The 17,280-nt window shown below is 75.4% G+C and carries 19 protein-coding genes; 11 read left to right on the forward strand and 8 right to left on the reverse strand.

What is annotated here, in order from left to right; translation table 11 throughout:
* Window positions 1-41 precede the first annotated feature (41 nt).
* Window positions 42-995 (forward strand): NAD(P)-dependent oxidoreductase, encoded by a 954-nt coding sequence (locus ACQPYX_RS15920; protein ID WP_433798310.1) that lies wholly within the window; start codon window positions 42-44, stop codon window positions 993-995.
* Window positions 996-1,072: 77 nt separating this feature from the next.
* Window positions 1,073-2,401, forward strand: a complete 1,329-nt coding sequence (locus ACQPYX_RS15925) for a class II 3-deoxy-7-phosphoheptulonate synthase (protein WP_433803729.1) — start codon at window positions 1,073-1,075, stop codon at window positions 2,399-2,401.
* Here the strand turns inward: ACQPYX_RS15925 and ACQPYX_RS15930 are convergent.
* Window positions 2,398-3,600: a protein kinase domain-containing protein gene (locus ACQPYX_RS15930; RefSeq protein ID WP_433798311.1), complete on the reverse strand. Its 1,203-nt coding sequence runs from the start codon at window positions 3,598-3,600 to the stop codon at window positions 2,398-2,400. The two genes, ACQPYX_RS15925 and ACQPYX_RS15930, sit on opposite strands and share 4 nt — an antisense overlap.
* A 109-nt stretch (window positions 3,601-3,709) precedes the next feature.
* Between ACQPYX_RS15930 and ACQPYX_RS15935 the strand changes: the two genes are divergently transcribed.
* Window positions 3,710-4,069: an Rv2175c family DNA-binding protein gene (locus ACQPYX_RS15935; protein ID WP_433798312.1), complete on the forward strand. Its 360-nt coding sequence runs from the start codon at window positions 3,710-3,712 to the stop codon at window positions 4,067-4,069.
* Here the strand turns inward: ACQPYX_RS15935 and ACQPYX_RS15940 are convergent.
* Genes ACQPYX_RS15940 through ACQPYX_RS15955 form a run of 4 tightly spaced genes read right to left on the reverse strand, consistent with a single transcriptional unit; the run spans window position 4,038 to window position 8,024 of the window.
* A complete protein-coding gene (locus ACQPYX_RS15940; RefSeq protein WP_433798313.1) occupies window positions 4,038-4,379 on the reverse strand; it encodes a hypothetical protein in 342 nt (113 codons plus the stop codon). The genes ACQPYX_RS15935 and ACQPYX_RS15940 overlap by 32 nt on opposite strands.
* 32 nt (window positions 4,380-4,411) lie before the next feature.
* Window positions 4,412-5,410, reverse strand: coding sequence for a phytoene/squalene synthase family protein (locus tag ACQPYX_RS15945; RefSeq protein ID WP_433798314.1), 999 nt, complete (start codon window positions 5,408-5,410; stop codon window positions 4,412-4,414).
* On the reverse strand, window positions 5,407-6,888 hold the full coding sequence (crtI, locus tag ACQPYX_RS15950; RefSeq protein WP_433798315.1) for a phytoene desaturase family protein: 1,482 nt from the start codon (window positions 6,886-6,888) through the stop codon (window positions 5,407-5,409). Before crtI ends, ACQPYX_RS15945 begins: the two co-directional genes overlap by 4 nt.
* Entirely contained in the window at window positions 6,888-8,024 is a 1,137-nt protein-coding gene (locus ACQPYX_RS15955; protein ID WP_433798316.1) for a polyprenyl synthetase family protein, read from the reverse strand. The genes crtI and ACQPYX_RS15955 overlap by 1 nt, the downstream gene beginning before the upstream one ends.
* A gap of 132 nt (window positions 8,025-8,156) precedes the next feature.
* Between ACQPYX_RS15955 and ACQPYX_RS15960 the strand changes: the two genes are divergently transcribed.
* Entirely contained in the window at window positions 8,157-9,044 is an 888-nt protein-coding gene (locus ACQPYX_RS15960) for a methylenetetrahydrofolate reductase (RefSeq protein WP_433798317.1), read from the forward strand.
* Window positions 9,045-9,122: 78 nt separating this feature from the next.
* Here the strand turns inward: ACQPYX_RS15960 and ACQPYX_RS15965 are convergent, their stop codons facing one another.
* Together ACQPYX_RS15965 and ACQPYX_RS15970 are read right to left on the reverse strand one after the other, a co-directional pair.
* On the reverse strand, window positions 9,123-9,797 hold the full coding sequence (locus ACQPYX_RS15965) for a DUF3153 domain-containing protein (RefSeq protein WP_433798318.1): 675 nt from the start codon (window positions 9,795-9,797) through the stop codon (window positions 9,123-9,125).
* Window positions 9,798-9,852: 55 nt separating this feature from the next.
* Window positions 9,853-10,539 (reverse strand): GNAT family N-acetyltransferase, encoded by a 687-nt coding sequence (locus ACQPYX_RS15970; protein WP_433798319.1) that lies wholly within the window; start codon window positions 10,537-10,539, stop codon window positions 9,853-9,855.
* Window positions 10,540-10,830: 291 nt separating this feature from the next.
* Between ACQPYX_RS15970 and ACQPYX_RS15975 the strand changes: the two genes are divergently transcribed.
* Both ACQPYX_RS15975 and ACQPYX_RS15980 read left to right on the forward strand, forming a co-directional pair.
* Window positions 10,831-11,121 carry a hypothetical protein gene (locus tag ACQPYX_RS15975; protein ID WP_230757798.1) on the forward strand — a complete coding sequence of 97 codons (291 nt, stop codon included), beginning with the start codon at window positions 10,831-10,833 and terminating at the stop codon, window positions 11,119-11,121.
* 34 nt (window positions 11,122-11,155) lie between these two features.
* Window positions 11,156-11,704, forward strand: coding sequence for an SAV_6107 family HEPN domain-containing protein (locus tag ACQPYX_RS15980; protein WP_433798320.1), 549 nt, complete (start codon window positions 11,156-11,158; stop codon window positions 11,702-11,704).
* A gap of 9 nt (window positions 11,705-11,713) precedes the next feature.
* On the opposite strand, the gene ACQPYX_RS15985 is transcribed toward ACQPYX_RS15980, so the two are convergent.
* Window positions 11,714-12,565 (reverse strand): ParA family protein, encoded by an 852-nt coding sequence (locus ACQPYX_RS15985; RefSeq protein ID WP_433803730.1) that lies wholly within the window; start codon window positions 12,563-12,565, stop codon window positions 11,714-11,716.
* Window positions 12,566-12,638: 73 nt separating this feature from the next.
* On the opposite strand from ACQPYX_RS15985, the gene ACQPYX_RS15990 reads away from it, so the two are divergent.
* From ACQPYX_RS15990 to ACQPYX_RS16010, 5 genes are all read left to right on the forward strand, one after another.
* Window positions 12,639-13,418: a class I SAM-dependent methyltransferase gene (locus tag ACQPYX_RS15990; protein ID WP_433798321.1), complete on the forward strand. Its 780-nt coding sequence runs from the start codon at window positions 12,639-12,641 to the stop codon at window positions 13,416-13,418.
* 245 nt (window positions 13,419-13,663) lie between these two features.
* A complete protein-coding gene (locus ACQPYX_RS15995) occupies window positions 13,664-14,071 on the forward strand; it encodes a DUF3040 domain-containing protein (RefSeq protein ID WP_433798322.1) in 408 nt (135 codons plus the stop codon).
* Between the two features lie 769 nt (window positions 14,072-14,840).
* Complete coding sequence (mraZ, locus tag ACQPYX_RS16000) at window positions 14,841-15,272, forward strand: division/cell wall cluster transcriptional repressor MraZ (RefSeq protein WP_230757785.1); 432 nt, start codon at window positions 14,841-14,843, stop codon at window positions 15,270-15,272.
* Window positions 15,273-15,535: 263 nt separating this feature from the next.
* The gene (rsmH, locus tag ACQPYX_RS16005) at window positions 15,536-16,495 is read left to right on the forward strand and encodes a 16S rRNA (cytosine(1402)-N(4))-methyltransferase RsmH (protein ID WP_433803731.1); all 960 of its coding nucleotides are present in this window, start codon (window positions 15,536-15,538) and stop codon (window positions 16,493-16,495) included.
* Window positions 16,492-17,232, forward strand: a complete 741-nt coding sequence (locus ACQPYX_RS16010) for a hypothetical protein (RefSeq protein WP_433798323.1) — start codon at window positions 16,492-16,494, stop codon at window positions 17,230-17,232. The genes rsmH and ACQPYX_RS16010 overlap by 4 nt, the downstream gene beginning before the upstream one ends.
* Window positions 17,233-17,280 lie beyond the last annotated feature (48 nt).

A 17,280-nucleotide genomic window follows, 5' to 3' on the forward strand; every position in this document is an offset into this window, starting at 1 on the left:
ACGGTCATCACCGTCAGAACCACTCACAGGCCGGAGGCACCGTGCGCATCGGACTCGTCGGCGGCGGCTTCCCGGAGGTCCGCCGGTGTCTCACCGAGGCCCTGGCGGATCTCGCGATCCCGGAGCTCGACGGAGCGGAGCTGGTCGACGTGCCGCACGCGGCACCCGTCGCGGCCGACGTGCTCGCCCCGCTGGGCAGCACGATCGACGGCCCGCTGATCGACGCGTGCGGGGCGCGCCTGGTGCAGCAGTTCGGCGTGGGCGTCTCCGGGGTCGACCTGGAGGCCGCCCGCGCCCGGGGTGTGCCGGTGGCGAACGTGCCCGGCGGCGGGTCCGGCAACGCCACGGCCGTCGCCGAGATCGCGCTGCTCCTGCTGCTGGCGCTGCTGCGCCGCTACGAGGAGGCGCGGGCCGGGGTGGCGGAGAAGGCGGTCGGCTCGCCGATGGGCGTGATGCTGCGCGGGCGCACCGTGGCCGTGCTCGGCACGGGCGACATCGGCGTCGAGGTCGCCGTGCGGCTCCGCGCCTTCGGCGTGCGCGTCGTCGGGATCGGGCGCCGCGCGGCGGCGGACTACCCGGCGGCCGCCGCGGTCGTCGACGAGTACCGCCGTGGCGACCTCGCCCGGGCCCTCGCCGGGTGCGACGACCTCGTGGTGGCCTGCCCGCTGACCGAGGCGACCCGCGGCATCGTGTCCGACGCCGCGCTGGCGGCGCTGAACCCCGGCGGCCACGTGGTCAACGTGGCGCGCGGACCCGTCGTCGACCGGGACGCGCTGCTGGCCGCCCTGGCCGGAGGCCGGCTCGCCGGAGCGGGCCTGGACGTCACGTGGGTGGAGCCGATCGACCCGCACGACGAGCTGCTGGAGCACAACGTGCTGGTCACGCCGCACGTCGGCGGCATCACCGAGCAGTCCTACGCGGGGATGGCGCGGGAGTTCGTGACGAACGTCGGCCGCTTCCTCCGAGGGGAACCGATCCAGCACCGCGTGGCGTGACAGTAGGCTGATGCCTCGTGTGGTCCGTCGACCTGCCCGTGGATGCCCTGCCCGGCCTGCCGCCCCTGCCCGCCGAGATGCGGGAGCGGCTGGACGCCGCCCTCTCGAAGCCCGCGGCGCAGCAGCCCGCGTGGCCGGACGCGGCGGCGGTGAGCGACGCGCGGACGGTCCTCGAGCACGTCCCGCCGATCACCGTGCCCGCCGAGATCGACCGCCTGCGCGGCCAGCTCGCGGCGGTCGCCCGCGGCGAGGCGTTCCTGCTGCAGGGCGGGGACTGCGCCGAGACGTTCGCGGACAACACCGAGCCCCACCTGCGCGGCAACATCCGCACGCTGCTGCAGATGGCGGTCGTGCTGACCTACGGCGCCTCCACCCCCGTCGTCAAGATCGGGCGGATCGCCGGGCAGTACGCCAAGCCGCGGTCGTCGGAGATCGACGCCTTCGGCCTGCCGTCCTACCGCGGCGACATGGTCAACTCGCTGGCCGCCAACGCCGAGCTGCGGGTGCCCGACCCGGGCCGGATGATCCGCGCCTACGCGAACGCCTCGGCCGCGATGAACCTGACCCGCGCGCTGACCAGCGGCGGCATGGCCGACCTGCACGAGGTGCACGACTGGAACCGTGAGTTCGTCGCCAACTCCGCGGCGGGCGAGCGCTACGAGGCCGTCGCCGCCGAGATCGACCGCGCGCTGCGGTTCATGTCCGCGTGCGGCGTCACCGACCACTCGCTGCACTCCACCGAGATCTACGCCAGCCACGAGGCCCTCGTCCTGGACTACGAGCGCGCCCTGCTGCGCCTGGACTCGGCCCGCAAGGACGACCCCCGCCTGTTCTCCCTCGGTGCGCACTTCCTGTGGATCGGGGAGCGCACGCGGGCCCTCGACGGCGCCCACATCGCCTTCGCCGAGCTGCTCGCGAACCCGATCGGCCTGAAGATCGGGCCGGGCACCACGCCGGAGCAGGCCGTGGAGTACGTCGAGCGGCTCGACCCGAACCACGAGGCCGGCCGGCTCACCCTGATCAGCCGCATGGGCGCGGGCAAGGTGCGCGACGTGCTCCCGGGCATCGTCGAGAAGGTCACCGCCTCGGGCCACCAGGTCATCTGGCAGTGCGACCCGATGCACGGCAACACCTACGAGGCCACCACCGGCTTCAAGACCCGCCACTTCGACCAGGTGGTCGACGAGGTCCAGGGCTTCTTCGAGGTCCACCACCGGCTCGGCACCCACCCCGGCGGCATCCACGTCGAGCTCACCGGCGAGGACGTCACCGAGTGCCTCGGCGGCGCGCAGGAGATCTCCGACACCGACCTCGCCGGGCGCTACGAGACCGCCTGCGACCCGCGGCTGAACACCCAGCAGTCGCTGGAGCTGGCGTTCCTGATCGCGGAGATGCTGCGCAACTAGGGGCTGCCCAGGCCCCACCCGACGACGCCCGAGGCGACGCTCGCGGCGATCACCGCGAGCACCCACACGACGAAGATCCGCCGCGAGCGGATGCGGTCGCGCCGGCGGGCGTGCCGCTCCACGCGGTCGACGACGTCGGCGTTGCGGTCACTTCTCGACGGCGGGTCCGGCTCCTCCGCCGGCTCGGGTTCCCGGGCCGTCGGGGGCGGATCGTCGGCCGGCGGGCGGGGCGTGGGGCCGGTGAACACCCGGGTGCCGGTGTGCGGGGGAGGTGCGGCGGCGGTGCGCCGACGCTGCGGGGCGGCCACCGGCGAGAACGGCAGCGACTCCTCCTGCCGGGCGCGGCGGGCGGCCTCGAGGAAGGCCGCCGCGCCGGCGAGGCGGTCGTCGGGATCGCGGCGGGTGGCCGCGACGACGAGCCGGTCGAGGGCCCGCGGGATGCCCGGGGCCCGGGTGGAGGGCGCCGGCACGTCGACGTTGACGTGCCGGTACGCGACGGCGAGGGCGGTGTCCCCGCCGTGCGGCGGGACGCCGGTGAGCAGCTCGAACAGCACGACACCCGCCTGGTAGACGTCGCTGCGTTCGTCGGTGCGTCCGTGCTGGACCTGTTCCGGGGGGAGGTACGCGGCGGTCCCGAGGATGAGGTCGTCGGAGGTCGAGCCGCCGGTGTCGAGCGACCCGTCGGCGGCGCCGTCCCAGGCGGCGGCGACCAGTCCGAAGTCGGCGACCTTGAGCTGCCCGGAGGCCGCGACGAGCACGTTCTCGGGCTTGACGTCGCGGTGCACCATGCCGGCCCGGTGCGCCACCGACAGCGCCGCGAGCACCTGCTCCACCACCGTCAGCGCGGTCGCGGGGGCGAGGCGGACCTGCTCGCGCAGGACGTCGCGCAGGGTGCCGCCCTCGACCAGCTCCAGGACGAGGAAGATCGTGCCGTCGGCGTGGCGGCCCTGGTCGTGCACGGCGACGATGCCGGGGTGGGACAGGCGCGCCGCCGCCCGGGCCTCGCGCTCGAAGCGCCGGACGAACACCGGGTCCAGTGCCAGCGACGGGTCCATGATCTTGACGGCCACCGGGCGGTCGAGCCGCAGGTCGGTGCCGCGGTGCACGGTCGACATCCCGCCGCGGGCGATCACCTCACCGACGCGGTAGCGCCCGTCGAGCACCGTGCGGGCGGTCCCCGGTGCGGTGTCGCGCGGCATGGCCGGATGGTAGGCGCGCCCGGCCCGGCGCGGCGGGGACGACGCGCGGCGCCGTGTCTCCCGTGCGGCTGATGTTGTGCGCGCCCCCGCTCTGGCACAGTCTGCACCGATGACCGCCGCACTGACCGCTCTCGTCGGCCGCGAGATCGACGCCCTCACCCTCGCCCAGGCCGGCGAGCGCCTCGGCGTGCCCCGCACCCGGGTCGGCCAGATGATCAAACAGGGCCAGCTCCTGGGCGTCCGCGAGGGCGACCAGTGGATCGTCCCGGCCGCCTTCCTCGTCGACACCGGCGTGGTCAAGGGCCTCGCCGGGCTGATCACGCTGCTGCGCGACGGGGGCTATACCGACGCCGAGATCCTCCGCTGGCTCTTCCAGGAGGACCCGACGCTGCCCGGCGCGCCGATCGAGGCGCTGCGCTCGGACCGCGGCGGGGAGGTCAAGCGGCGCGCCCAGGCGATGGCCTTCTGAGCATCGGGACGACGACGGGCGCGAGGGCCGCGGCGCGCCTCGGCCCCAGGGTCCGCAGCAGCCCGGTCACGACGCCGGGTCCGTGCCAGGCCCGCACCCGGTCCCGGCCGTCCGCGGTGACCGTCACGGCGAGCAGCGTCGGGGCGTGCGGCGGGTCCGCGCCGTAGGCCTCGGTGCGCCACTCCTGCACGCGGTAGTCGCGCAGGGGCAGCACCTCGAGCTCGGGGACGCGCCGCCGGACCTCCGCGGCGACGGTCCGGCACCGGTGACAGTCCGCGTCGAACGCGAGGACGAGCTCGTCGGGCGTCACGGGCGCACCCCGGGCGGGCGGCACCCGTCGACTCATCGGGTACGGCCTCGTCGCCCCGGGCGATGGCGGGCCGCGACCGCCCGCAGCAGGCCGGGACCGGCCACGGCGGCCCGGCGGGCGTTGCTGACGACGACGCGGTGGGCGAGGACGTCGTAGTCCGCGGCCACGATCTCGTCGAGGATGCCGCCGTACAGCGTCGAGGCGGTGCGCACGCACGGGCGCGAGACCGGGTCGAGCAGCGCGATCCCGGCGTCGGCCCGTCGGTAGACCGCCCGCGTCCGGGCCACGAGGTGCGCGATCGCCCGGCGCACCCGCGGGTCGGTGTACCCCCGCTCCCGGCACCACTGCAGGAGCTCGCGGTCGACCCCGAAGGCGGCCAGCTCGTCGGCGGGCAGGTAGATCCGGCCGCGGTCGAGGTCCTCGCCGACGTCGCGCAGGAAGTTGGTGACCTGGAAGGCGACGCCCAGGGCCGCCGCCGCGGGCTCGGCCTCCTCCCGCGGCACGACGGTGCCGAGCACGGGGAGCACCTGCAGCCCGATGACGGCGGCCGAGCCGTGCACGTACACCGCGAGGTCGTCGAACGTCGCGTAGTCGGTGACCGTCAGGTCCATCGCCATCGAGTCCATGAAGTCCTCGAGGTACCGGTGGTCGATGCCGTAGCGGTCGACGGTGTGGGCCAGCGCGGCGACGACGGGCTCCTCGGTGAGGACGTCGCGCGTCCCCGACAGCGCCACCCGCATCCGCGCGCGGATCTCCTCGATCCGCGCGACGACCTCGGCGACCGTCGCCGCGCCCGGGGCGTCCACCACGTCGTCGGCCATCCGCGCGAACCCGTAGAGCGCGTGGATCGCCGGCCGCTGCGCCGGGGTGAGCAGGCGGGTCGCGAGGAAGTACGTGCGGCCGTGCTCGGCGTTCAGGGCGCGGCACCGGGCGTAGGCGCCGCGCAGGGCCGGCGTCGTGATGCCGGCCGCGTCGAGCTCCGCCGCCGCCCCGCGCGGCGGGACGGCGGGAGCGGCCACCCCCGTCGTCATGGTCGTGTCCCGGCGATCCTGGCCGCGGCCAGCTTCCCGGAGACGACGACGGTCGGGACGCCGACGCCCGGGGTCGTGCCACAGCCCGCGAGGAAGGCGTTCTCCAGCCCCCGGATCCGGTTGCTCGACCGGAACGGGCCGGTCTGGGCGAACGTGTGCGCCGCCGAGAACGGTGTCCCGGCCGCCATGCCCATCCGGGCCCAGTCGGTGGGGGAGATGCGGTGCTCGGCGACCACGTGGTCGCCGAGGTCGATCCCGCGCGCGGCCAGGACCCCGAGGATCTCGTCGCGGTAGTGCGGGGCGAGCCGGTCCCAGTCGAGGCCGGGGGCACTCGCGAGGTTCGGGCACGGGGCGAGCACCGAGACGTAGTCGCCGCCCGCCGGGGCGAGCGACGGGTCGGTGGCGGTCGGCCGCGTGACCAGCAACGACGGGTCGCGCATGAGCTCCCCGCGCGTGATGATCTCGTCGAAGGTCGACGCCCAGGCGTCCCCGAAGGAGATCGTGTGGTGACCGAGGTCGGGCTGCGGGCGGTCGAGCCCGAGGTGCACCACGAACGCCGACGGCGACCAGCGCAGCGGCACCGCCCGGCGCGGACGGCGCCCGACGAGCTCGTGCACCGCGGGGAGGTCGGGGGTCAGGACGACGGCGTCGGCGGCGATCGTCCCGCCGGTGGTCTCGACGGCCGTGACCCGGCCGCCGTGGCGCTCGAGCGCCGTGACCTCGGCGCCGTAGCGGAACTCCACCCCGGCGGCCGCGGCCGCGTCCGCGTAGGCCTGGGGGAGCGCCCGGACGCCGCCCTTCGGGAAGTACACCCCGGCGATCGTGTCCATGTAGGCGATCACGGCGTAGGCCGCCAGCGCCCGGGCCGGCGGCACGCCCGCGTACAGCGCCTGGAAGGAGAAGATGCGGCGCAGGCGTTCGTCGTGGATGAACCTCCCGACGCGCGGCCCGAGCCGGCCGAAGCCGCCGAGCAGGCCGAGCCGGACGAGGTCGCGGGAGACCACGTCGAGCGGGGAGTCGAAGTTGGCGTCGATGAACGTCGCCATCTGGATGCCGTAGAGCTCGGTGAGCCAGGAGCGCAGCTTCCGGTAGCCCGCGGCGTCGCGGGCGGAGACCTTCTCGCGGATCTCCTGCTCCATCGCGTCGCCGTCGGTGTGGACGTCGATCGACGACCCGTCGGCGAAGGTCGTGTGGTACGCGGGGTCGAGGCGCTCGAGCTCGAGGCGGTCGCCCAGCTTCTCCCCGACGGCGCGCAGCGGTTCCTCGAGCAGGTCGGGCATCGTCAGGACGGTCGGTCCGGTGTCGAGCCGGAAGTGCCCGCCCCCGCCGTCGGGGAGGTCCAGCCGGCCGGCCCGGCCGCCGGGGAACGCCTCGCGCTCGACGACCGTGACCTCGCGGCCGGCGCCGCGCAGGTGCAGCGCCGCGGTGAGCCCGGCGAGACCCGCGCCCACGACGACGACGTGGTTGCCGCCGGTCATCAGAACGCCCTCCGGGTGGCCTTGGCCGCGAGCCCGACGAGGCGCTCGCGGGCCTCGGGGTCGATGTCGGCGGTGGTCAGGGCGTCCAGGGCGGACGCGGTGAGCGTGGTGATGCGGTCCTCCACCTCGTCGACGACGCCGAGCTCCTGCAGCGCGGTGCGCGCCGCGTCGACGTCGGCGGGGGTCAGGTCGTCGCGCCCGAGCGCGTGCTCGACGGGCGCCGCGGCGTCCTGGTCGGGATGCCGGCGGGCGAGCGCGACCAGCAGGGTGCGCTTGCCCTCGCGCAGGTCGTCACCCGCGGGCTTCCCGGTGACCGCCGGGTCCCCGAAGACGCCCAGCAGGTCGTCGCGCAGCTGGAAGGCGATGCCGAGGTCGGTGCCGAAGCGGCGGTAGGCGGCGACGAGGTCGTCGTCCGCGCCCGCCAGCGCGGCGCCGAGGTGCAGCGGCCGCTCGATCGTGTAGGCGGCGGTCTTGTACCGGCTGATCCGCAGCACGCCCTCGGGCGTGGCCTGGTCGGTCGCGTGCCCGACGACGTCGAGGAACTGACCGGTCAGCATCTCGGTCCGCATCGCGTCCCACACCGCGGCGACCCGCGCGAGGGTGGCCGCGTCGAGCCCGGCGGCCCGGAGCATGTCGTCGGACCAGGCGAGCGCGAGGTCGCCGACGAGGATCGCGACCGCGGCGCCGAGCCGCTCGGAGGAACCGATCCAGTCGCGCTCCGCGTGCCGGGCGGTCCAGCGGGCGTGCACCGTCGGGATCCCGCGGCGGAGGTCGGAGTCGTCGATGAGGTCGTCGTGCACGAGGGCGCAGACCTGGACGAGCTCGAGCGCCGACACGGTCCGCAGCACCAGCTCGGGCGACGGCGACGAGTCGGCCGTCCCGCCCGCGCCGCGCCAGCCCCACCAGGCGAAGGTGGGACGCAGCCGCTTGCCGCCACCGAGGGCCATCGTCGCGAGGTCGTCGACCGCGTCGACGAACTCGGGCGCGAGGTCCGCGCACGTCTCGCGGCGGTTCTCGAGGTAGCGGCCGAGCTCCGCGGTCACCGCCGCGGGCAGGTCCGCCTCGATCGCGGCGATCCCGTCGAGCGCCCCGGCAGGGCCCGTGTCCTGCGCCGACAGCGTCCGGCCCAAGGTCATCCGATCTCCTCCCGCCTCCGGCGATCGCCAGCGTAGGGAACCCACGCCCGGGCGGCTGGCCGGGCGCAAGCCCTCGCGTCGACCGTCACACGAAAGCCCCACTCGCGACGCCCGGCCACGTATGGTCACCGGATGGCCACTGTCATGGAGCGGATCCAGCGCGGGACGCCGACCTTCTCGGTGGAGTTCTTCCCCCCGAAGACCGACGAGGCGGAACGCACGCTCTGGAACACGGTGCGTTCGATCGAGCCGCTGGACCCGGCGTTCGTCTCGGTGACCTACGGCGCCGGGGGGTCGAGCCGCGACCGCACCGTGCGCACCACCGGACGCATCGCCACCGACACCACGCTCACCGCGATGGCCCACCTCACCGCGGTGGACGCCTCGATGGACGACCTGCGCCACGTCATCGGCTCCTACGCCGAGGCGGGCATCTCCAACGTCCTCGCGATCCGGGGCGACCCCCCGAACGACAAGGACGCCGAGTGGGTGCCGCACCCCGCCGGCTTCTCCTACACCGAGGAACTGGTCCACATGGTCCGGCGCCTCGGTACCTTCTGCGTCGGCGTGGCGGCGTTCCCCTACCTGCACCCGCGCTCGGCGGACGAGGACACCGACACGCGGTTCTTCGTGCAGAAGGTCAAGGCGGGCGCGGAGTTCGCGATCACGCAGATGTTCTACGACGCCGACCAGTTCCTGCGGATGCGGGACCGGATCGCCGCGGCCGGCTGCGAGATCCCGATCATGCCGGGGCTCATGCCCATCACGACGCCGAAGGCGATGGAGCGGGGCGCCGACTTCTCGGGGGCCGCGCTGCCGGGCGCGATGACCGAGCGGCTGGAGCCGCTGGTGGACGACGCCGCCGGTTTCCGCGAGGCGGGGATCGACCTGTGCGTCGAGCTCTCGCAGCGGATGTTCGACGAGGGCGTCGGCAACATCCACTACATCAGCATGAACCGCCACCCGGCGGTGGTCGACGTGGTGCAGCGGCTCGGCCTGGCGGCGGCCCCGACCGCCTGAGTGGTCCGAGTGGTCCGGCCGTGCGGCGCGACCCGGTGGGTCGCGCCGTCCGGCGTCGGCGGGCCCTTCGCCCGGGTGTCAGCGGCGTGCGCGCCGGTCGACCCGCGGGCGGGTCGCGGCGGCCAGGGCGAACACGACGCCGGCCGCGACGAGGACCACCGCCGTCAGCAGCAGCGCCCAGCTCACCCACGACGGGGCGTCGGGGTCGGGGTACTCCGCGACGGCGTTGACCTCGCCGACCTCGCCGGGCGTGAAGGTCCAGCTCACGACGCCCTGCGAGACGGTGCCGTCGGTCTGGCGCACCGTCCCCGGGAACGCGATCTTGAGTTGGACGTCGGCGCTCTCCGGGGACACGCGCGTCAGGTCGACCTGACCCGACAGCAGCACCCGGTCGCCCGCCCGCCGCAGCTGCAGCCGGATCGCCGACGAGGTGGTGGGGCTGATCTGGGGGAGCAGCCGGGACACGTCGTCGAACGAGAGGTCCTCGAACTCGACCCGCGAGCCGATGTAGCCGTCCTGCTCGTAGCGGGTCACGGTCACGTCGCCGGACAGGTCGGAGGGCACCTGCAGCGGCGGGCCGTTGCCGGCGGGCGAGCCGGCCGGCGTCCCGATGTCGATCGTGCCCGACACCGTGTCCTGCGGGGACACCGCGAGCCCGGCGCGTACCCGGACACAGCCCGTGCCGAGCAGGCCCACCAGCGCCAGGACGGCGGCCAGCAGGACCAGGGAGCGTCGACGACGGCGGGTGGGCACGTCGACATCGTGCCAGGCGGGTCCGACACCCTCGGGGCGACGCGGCCCGACGCGCTCAGGTCCGGAGGGGTTCGAGCGGGAGCGGGCGCCCGAGCACCGCGAACGGGCGCGGGTCGCTGGAGAAGCGGTGGTGGCGCAGCAGGTCGCGGAAGCCGCACCGGCGGTAGAGCAGCCAGGCGCGGGTGGGGACGGGCGCCTCGGGCGTCGAGAGCAGCACGTGGCCCGCGTCGGCCCGGTCGAGCAGACGCCGCAGCAGTGCCTCCCCGAGGCCGCGACCCTGCACGTCGGTGCGCACGTGGAGCTCGGTGAGCTCGAAGTAGTCGGCGAGGTAGCGGTCCGGGTCGTCGTCGAGGGGCCACGGGTCGAGGTCGGGCGGGTCCGCCTGCGACCCGCCGTCCCCGAGCAGGCGGCCGAGCCCGCTGCCGAACAGGGCGCCGCCCATCGAGCGCGCCGGCCGGTTCGCCCGCCGCAGGCCGCGCCGGACCTCCTCGTACCACCACTGTCCGGGAGCGCCCGGGTAGCCGTAGGCGATCCCGCGCAGGGTGTCGTCGTCGTCCACGGCGGCGACCGCGCGCCACCCGACCCGCCGGGAGTGCTCGAGCCACATCGGGGCCCGCTGGCGTGCGGTGCCCGCGGGGTAGCCCATGGCCCGGACGTAGAGCTCGAGGGCCTCGTCGAGCCGGCGACCGAGGTCGGCCGGGTCGAGGTCGACCAGGTGCGGGTCCTCCGGCGCGGCCGTCATCGGGCGGCCCGCGACCTGCGGGCGGGGATCGCCGACGCCGTCGCCTCCCGGTCCATCGGGCCATCTCATCACGCCGGGCGGCGCGGATCACGCCCACTCCCGGACGACTTGACGTCCGGGCCGCTGCAGGGTTCACTCGTGGATATCGAACACGTGTTCGATCGACCGGGTCGGCGGGGCGTGGGGAAGCGTTCCGTCGGCCGGGCCGGCCGCCGGCTTCCCCACGGTGGCAGGCACAGCCCGCTCCCGCACGACGCGGGGCGGGGAGGAGCGCGCCGCCGTGGAGGACGCATGGTTCGCAACCCCTCGCCGGTCCAGGTCCGGTGCGTCGACGGGGACCCCGTCGAGTTCCACCGTCGGCCCAACCGCAGGGACAGCCACTACCTGGTCACCGAGGTCCAGGAGCGGTGGATCGAGGAGTCGCGGTGGCCGTTCCGCTCGGCGATGCCCATCGGGGGAGACCGCTGCCGGTGCTGGCGGGTGCTCGCCCGGCGGTCCGACGAGCCCCATCTGCCCGCCGCCGAGTTCGTCCTGCGCATGCGCTCCGGCCCGGGGGTCTGGGACCTCCGCTGGCTGACCTGACCGATCCGATCCGCCCGACCCACGAGGAGTCCCCGTGAGCACCCCCACCACCTGCACCACCGGCGACCTGTTCGACACCGGCGCCACCTCGGCCCCGGCCCCGCGCGCCGGTGGTCGTCCGCGACCGGCCGGGCGCGCGCCCGTGGCCGGGCACCGGGGCGAGACCCGTCGCCGGTCCTCGGCGGCACCCCGTCCTCCTGCCCCGCCGCCGTCGCGGTCGGTGGTCACCCTGCTCGGCGCCGCCCGCGAGGGGCTCCGGGAGGCCCAGGGCGCCTCCACCCCGGCCGAGCGGTTCCGTCTCGCGCACCTGTCCGCGCTGCGTTCGGCGGCGGCCGTCCTCGCGGTCCGCGCGGTCGCGCGGCGGTCCTCCCGGCCCACCGACGCGTGGACGCTCCTGGGGTCGGTCGCGCCCGAGTACGGCGAGTGGGCGGCGTTCTTCGCGGCCCACTCCTCGACCCGGTCGGCCGTCGAGGCGGGGGCGACGCGCCTGGTCGGTCAGCGCGACGCCGACGACATGGTGCGCCAGGCCGACCTCTTCCTCGCGCTCGTCACGCGGACGGTGGCCGGGCTGCGGACGCCCTGATCCGCGGGCTCAGCCGGTCTTGCGGCCGCGGCGCTCCCGCGCGCTGTGGCCCGCGCGCACGATCCGGCCGAGCAGCACGTCGAACTGCTGGGAGATCTCCCGGGCGCCCGGGGTGTCCCACCGCTGGATCGGCACGCCGGCACCCTGCGCCTGCTGCACCGCCGTGCGGTCGGGCAGCACGCCGGAGAGCACGAGCGGTCCGAAGAGTTCGCGGAGCTCGTTCACCCGGAACTCGTGCTCGGCCGACCGGGTGCGGTACTTGTTGATCAGGACGCCGAGCGGCTGCAGGCGCGGGTTGTGGGCGCGCTCGGCCTGGACGGCCTCGAAGGCACGCTGGACCCCCGACACGGCGAAGATGGTCGGCTCGGTGACGAGCACGGCGCGGTCGACGGCGACGAGCGCGGAGCGGGTGAGCTGCCCGAGCGAGGGCGGGCAGTCGATCAGCACCAACTCGTAGTGCGGCAGGGACGCGCCCGCGGTGGAGCCCAGCCGGGGCGGTGCCGTCTCGTCCGCGTCGACGACGCTGCTGCGCGGGAGCGCGGCGAGCAGGCGCGACAACCGGCCGAGCCGCTGGGACCCCGGGTCGGGGTGGTTGTGCCGCTCGATGTCCTCCGAACCCACCAGGACGTCGATCGACTCGTCCCAGGAGCTCGGGGCGATCGACGACGCCAGCACGGCCGGGGAGGGGTGTTCGAGGGCGTCCGCGACGGTGGTCTCGCTCTCGCCGGGTTCCAGGGCCGTGGTCGCGTTGCCCTGCGGGTCGAGATCGACGACGAGCGTGCGCAGTCCCTGCTTCGCGGCCGCTCCCGCCAGCCCGAGGGTGACGGTGGTCTTGCCGACCCCGCCCTTGAGGCTGAGCACACCGGTCACGTACACGAGGGCAACGTACCGGCTCGCGCGGGGATCCCCGATGGGTGAGCACTACGGTGTGGCCGTGACCGCTCGCCCGGCCCGCTCGCCCGTGCCTCCGGCCGTCGACGTCGTGGCCGACAGCCTGCGCGCCGAACTGGAGGCCGCCCGCCTCCGCCGAGGCTCCGCCGCGGGGCCCGTACGCGTCCTCGACGTCGGCGGTGGGAGTGGTGCCTGGGCGGTGCCACTCGCCGCGCAGGGGTGTGACGTCACCGTCGTCGACTCGAGCGCGAACGCGCTGGCGGTGCTGCGCAGCCGGGCCCGGGACGCGGGTGTGGGGGAGCGGGTCCGCGCCCTGCAGGCCGACGTGGACGCGCTCGCCGAGGTGACCGACGGGGTGCACGCCGACCTGGTGCTCGGGCACGGGCTGCTCGAGTACGTCGACGACCCGTCGTCGGCGGTGCGCTCGCTGGCGGGCGCGACGGCCCCCGGCGGTCTCGTCTCGCTGCTCGTCGCCAATCGGTACGCCGCGGTGCTGGCGCGGGTGGTGAGCGGGCGCGTGGGGGAGGCGCGGCGCATGCTGGCCGACCCGGCCGGTCGGTGGGGCGCCGCCGACCAGCTCCTGCGGCGGATGGACACCGCCGAGGTGACCGCCCTCGTCGAGCAGGAGCCGGCGCTCACCCTCGAGCGCGTCCAGGGCCACCGCGTCCTGGCCGACCTCGTCCCCGAGCACGCGCCGGACGCCGGGGCGCCGGCCGACCTGGCCGCGCTCGAGGAGCTCGCGTCGACGACCCCGCCCCTGCGCGACCTGGCCTCGCGCGTCCACGTGCTCGCCCGGCGGGGGGCCGACCGGCCGACCTCGTGAGGTCCGTGTGATCCCGGTGGTGGATCTGCGGGCGGAGATCACCGGATGCGGTCGGATGATCGCGTGGAGTGCTCCGTGGGCAGCGTCTCACCGGCCGAAAGCATGATCGTCGGCGCAGAACCCCGGTCCGGGTAGTCGGACTGCCGGAGGGCTCGTACGATGAGGGACAGCCATCACGTCGATGTGCCGATCGTCCCTTCCCCCGGGGCCGATCCACGCTCTCGTTCCGGTGCCGGAGGAGAATCATGCCGCTCTCCGAGCACGAGCAGCGCCTGCTCGACCAGATCGAGCGCGCTCTCTATGCCGAGGATCCGAAGTTCGCGTCGACCGTCCGCGGAGGCCGCCTCCGTCGGCCGTCGCGGCGCCGGCGGATCCAAGGCGTGGTGCTCTTCGTCGTCGGAGTCGTCGCCCTGGTGATGGGCCTCGTGTTCATCCAGGCGCTCTCGCCGGGCGGGTTCCCGGTCGTGAGTGTGATCGGCTTCCTCATGATGTTCGCCGGCGCGGTCCTCGCGATCACGGCGACCGGTGGGAAGAAGGGTGAGGCGGCCGCCGGTGAGGGAGACGGCAAGGCCGCCCCGGCCGGCGAGAAGGACAAGAGCCGCTTCACCACGAAGATGGAGGAGCGCTTCCGCAAGCGGTTCGAGCAGGAATAGCGCTCCACCCGATCCCGACGCGCCGTCGACCCACCCGGGTCGGCGGCGCGTTCGCGTGTGCGGGGTGCGCTGCCTCGCCCACCGGTCCGCCCCACTCCGCCCCACGGCTCGTCGCGAGTGGGACATAGGGCAGCTCCAGGGCCGCCGGGAGCTGCATAGTGTGACTCTCGCGGCGGGGCGCCCCGCCTCGCCCCACGGGCCGACCCACCTCGCCCCACGGGCCGCCCCATCTCGCCCCACGGGCCGCCCCATCTCGCCCCACGGGCCGACCCACTCCGCCCCACGGGCCGACCCACTCCGCCCCACGGGCCGCCCCACTCCGCCCCACGGCTCGTCGCGAGTGGGACATAGGGCAGGTCTGGGGCCGCCGGGAGCTGTCTGGTGTGACTCTCGCGGCGGAGCGCCCCACCTCGCCCCACCGGCCACCCCACCTCGCCCCACCGGCCACCCCACCTCGCCCCACCGGCCACCCCACCTCGCCCCACCGGCCACCCCACGGCGCCCCACCACGCCCCCGCGCGGACCCGAGCCGCCCCGGAACGGCGCCCCGACACGGCTGAACGCGTGTCATTGCCTGCTCCGACCAGGTGGATCAGGGATCGTCGGCGGGTCGGCTCCCCGCGTCCCCCACCTCTCCCCACCGGCACTGACCTGGGCGAACTCCACCGATCGGGGCGTACACGCCGCCCCGGCGAGGTTGAAGGTGGAGCGTGGTGGGGTATTGTGGTGCGCAGTGGGGCGGTAGGGGCCTCATCGGGGAGGTGGGGCCGTGTTCCTCGGCACCCACACCCCGCGGTTGGACGACAAGGGCAGGTTGACCCTGCCCGCCAAGTTCCGGGACGAGCTCGCAGGGGGGCTGATGATCACGAAGGGGCAGGACCACTGCCTGTACGTGTTCCCCCGCGACGAGTTCGAGCAGATGGCCCGGAAGGTCGCCGAGGCGCCGTTCACCGACGAGCGGGTGCGCGCGTACCAGCGCTACCTGTTCGCCGGCACCGACGAGCAGCGGCCGGACTCGCAGGGGCGCATCCCGATCAACGCCGAGCTGCGGCGGTTCGCCGGGCTCGACCGGGAGTGCACCGTCATCGGGGCGGTCAGCCGCCTCGAGATCTGGGACTCGACCCGGTGGCAGGCCTACCAGGACGAGCACGAGGACAGCTACGCGCAGGCCCAGCAGGAGGTTCTCCCCGGGGTCTTCTGATCCCACCGTTAGACCCGCCCAGGCGCGGGGGTCCGGGTGCCGTGAGGCCCCGACCCGCAGGGTGACGGCCCTGGCACACCTTCCCCGGTGCCAGGTCCGCCCGCCCTGCGGGCCGGGACGTGACGGCATCCGTGCCCCGACCGGGCGCGGGCCGGCGTCCCCGCCGGTCCGCACGCACCAGACGAGCGCCCGAGCGGACACGGTGGAGGCGGAGGATGGACCCGACCGGGCCCTCGGGCGACGACGCCCCGCTGTTCACCCACATGCGCACCACCGGTGAGCGTCATGTCCCCGTGCTGCTCGAGCGGTGCCTCGAGCTCCTCGAGCCGGCGCTCGACCGTCCGGACGCGGTGGTCGTCGACGGGACCCTGGGGCTCGGCGGACACGCCGAGGCGCTGCTGGCCCGCCACCCGGGCCTCACGCTCGTCGGGCTCGACCGCGACCCCGAGGCCCTGCGGCTCGCCCGCGAGCGGCTCGCCCCGCACGCCGGACGCATCCACCTCGTGCACGCCGTCTTCGACGAGATCACCGAGGTGCTGGAGCGCCTCGACCTCGGCCCGGTCCACGGGGTGCTGTTCGACCTCGGCGTCTCCTCGCTGCAGCTCGACGAGGACGAGCGCGGCTTCTCCTACTCCCGCGAGGCGCCGCTCGACATGCGTATGGACCCGACGACGGGTCCGAGCGCCGCGGACGTCCTCAACACCTACGCGCCCGGCGAACTCGTCCGGGTGCTCCGCGACCACGGGGAGGAACGTGCGGCCCGGCGCATCGTCGAGGCCGTCGTCCGTGCCCGGCGACGGGCTCCGCTGCGGACCAGCGCGGAGCTCGTCGCCATCCTCGAGCAGGCCATCCCCGCAGCGAGCCGCCGGACCGGCGGCCACCCCGCGAAGCGCACGTTCCAGGCGCTGCGCATCGAGGTCAACGGCGAGCTCGACGCCATCGCCGGCGCGGTGCCGGCCGCGGTCGACGCGCTCGCACTGCACGGCCGCATCGTCGTCATGAGCTACCAGTCGCTGGAGGACCGCATCGTCAAGCGGGTCCTCACCCAGCGGTCCCAGGTCACCGCGCCGCCGGACATGCCGGTGCTGCGCGAGGAGGACCACCCCGAACTCGCGCTGCTCACCCGCGGCGCGGAGAAGGCCGACGAGGCCGAGGTCGCCGCGAATCCCCGGGCGGCCTCGGTGCGGCTGCGAGCCGCGGAACGCGTCCGGGAGGCGGCATGAGCTCGGCAACCCTCACCCAGCGTGCGACGACGGGTCGCGCCGCGGGGACCGCGACGAAGGTCCCGCCGCGGACCGCGACACCGGACGGTCCGACCACCGGGACGACGAAGGCGGGCGCCCGGGCGCGCGCCACCTCGCGCCGCGCCCCGGCGCCGGGCACGAAGCGCACCCGGGGTGCGAGCACCGCCGCGGCCGCCGCGACCGCGGGCGGCACCGCGCCCTTCGTGCTGCTCATCATGGTGCTGCTGACCTCGGGGCTGGTGGCGACGCTGTGGTTGTCCACCGCCGCCGCAGCCGACTCCTACCGGCTCGACGACGCCCGCCAGGCCACGCGGGACCGCTCCGAGGAGGTCGAGCGCCTCCACCGCGACGTCGCGGCGATGCAGGCCGCGCCCGCCCTCGCCGCCGCCGCCGAGCGGATCGGCATGGTGCCCGCCGGGACGCCCGCCGTGATCCTTGTCCGTCCCGACGGCAGCAGCCAGGTCGTCGGCACGCCGCAGAAGGCACGGGCCGCGGCCCCGCCGCCGGCTCCGGCGCCGCCCGCTCCCACCCCGGCGGCGCCCGCCGCCGCCCCGGCCGCGCCGCAGGACGCCACGCCCCAGGACGCCCGCTCGCAGGCCGACCCCGAGGCCCTCGGCGCCGACCCCGCGACCGGCGTCCAGTCCTCCGCGGGCGGCTCGCCCGCACCCGCCCCGGCCGGTGCCGGAACCACCGCGACCACGGCCGGCGGCCGCTGATGGCCCGCCCGCCCGCGACCCTGACCCGGCCGCCGTCCCGGTTCCCCG

It is taken from the genome of Actinomycetospora sp. CA-084318, from assembly GCF_050955885.1.
Taxonomy (GTDB): domain Bacteria; phylum Actinomycetota; class Actinomycetes; order Mycobacteriales; family Pseudonocardiaceae; genus Actinomycetospora.

Coding starts and splice junctions, on each gene's coding strand:
- ACQPYX_RS15935 (WP_433798312.1), top strand. CDS start 3,710: ATGACCGCCGCACTGACCGCTCTCGTCGGCCGCGAGATCGACGCCCTC.
- ACQPYX_RS15925 (WP_433803729.1), top strand. CDS start 1,073: ATGCGGGAGCGGCTGGACGCCGCCCTCTCGAAGCCCGCGGCGCAGCAG.
- ACQPYX_RS16010 (WP_433798323.1), top strand. CDS start 16,492: ATGAGCTCGGCAACCCTCACCCAGCGTGCGACGACGGGTCGCGCCGCG.
- ACQPYX_RS15960 (WP_433798317.1), top strand. CDS start 8,157: ATGGCCACTGTCATGGAGCGGATCCAGCGCGGGACGCCGACCTTCTCG.
- crtI (WP_433798315.1), bottom strand. CDS start 6,888: ATGACCGGCGGCAACCACGTCGTCGTCGTGGGCGCGGGTCTCGCCGGG.
- rsmH (WP_433803731.1), top strand. CDS start 15,536: ATGCGCACCACCGGTGAGCGTCATGTCCCCGTGCTGCTCGAGCGGTGC.
- ACQPYX_RS15995 (WP_433798322.1), top strand. CDS start 13,664: ATGCCGCTCTCCGAGCACGAGCAGCGCCTGCTCGACCAGATCGAGCGC.
- ACQPYX_RS15945 (WP_433798314.1), bottom strand. CDS start 5,410: ATGACGACGGGGGTGGCCGCTCCCGCCGTCCCGCCGCGCGGGGCGGCG.
- ACQPYX_RS15955 (WP_433798316.1), bottom strand. CDS start 8,024: ATGACCTTGGGCCGGACGCTGTCGGCGCAGGACACGGGCCCTGCCGGG.
- ACQPYX_RS15930 (WP_433798311.1), bottom strand. CDS start 3,600: ATGCCGCGCGACACCGCACCGGGGACCGCCCGCACGGTGCTCGACGGG.
- ACQPYX_RS15975 (WP_230757798.1), top strand. CDS start 10,831: ATGGTTCGCAACCCCTCGCCGGTCCAGGTCCGGTGCGTCGACGGGGAC.
- ACQPYX_RS15970 (WP_433798319.1), bottom strand. CDS start 10,539: ATGACGGCCGCGCCGGAGGACCCGCACCTGGTCGACCTCGACCCGGCC.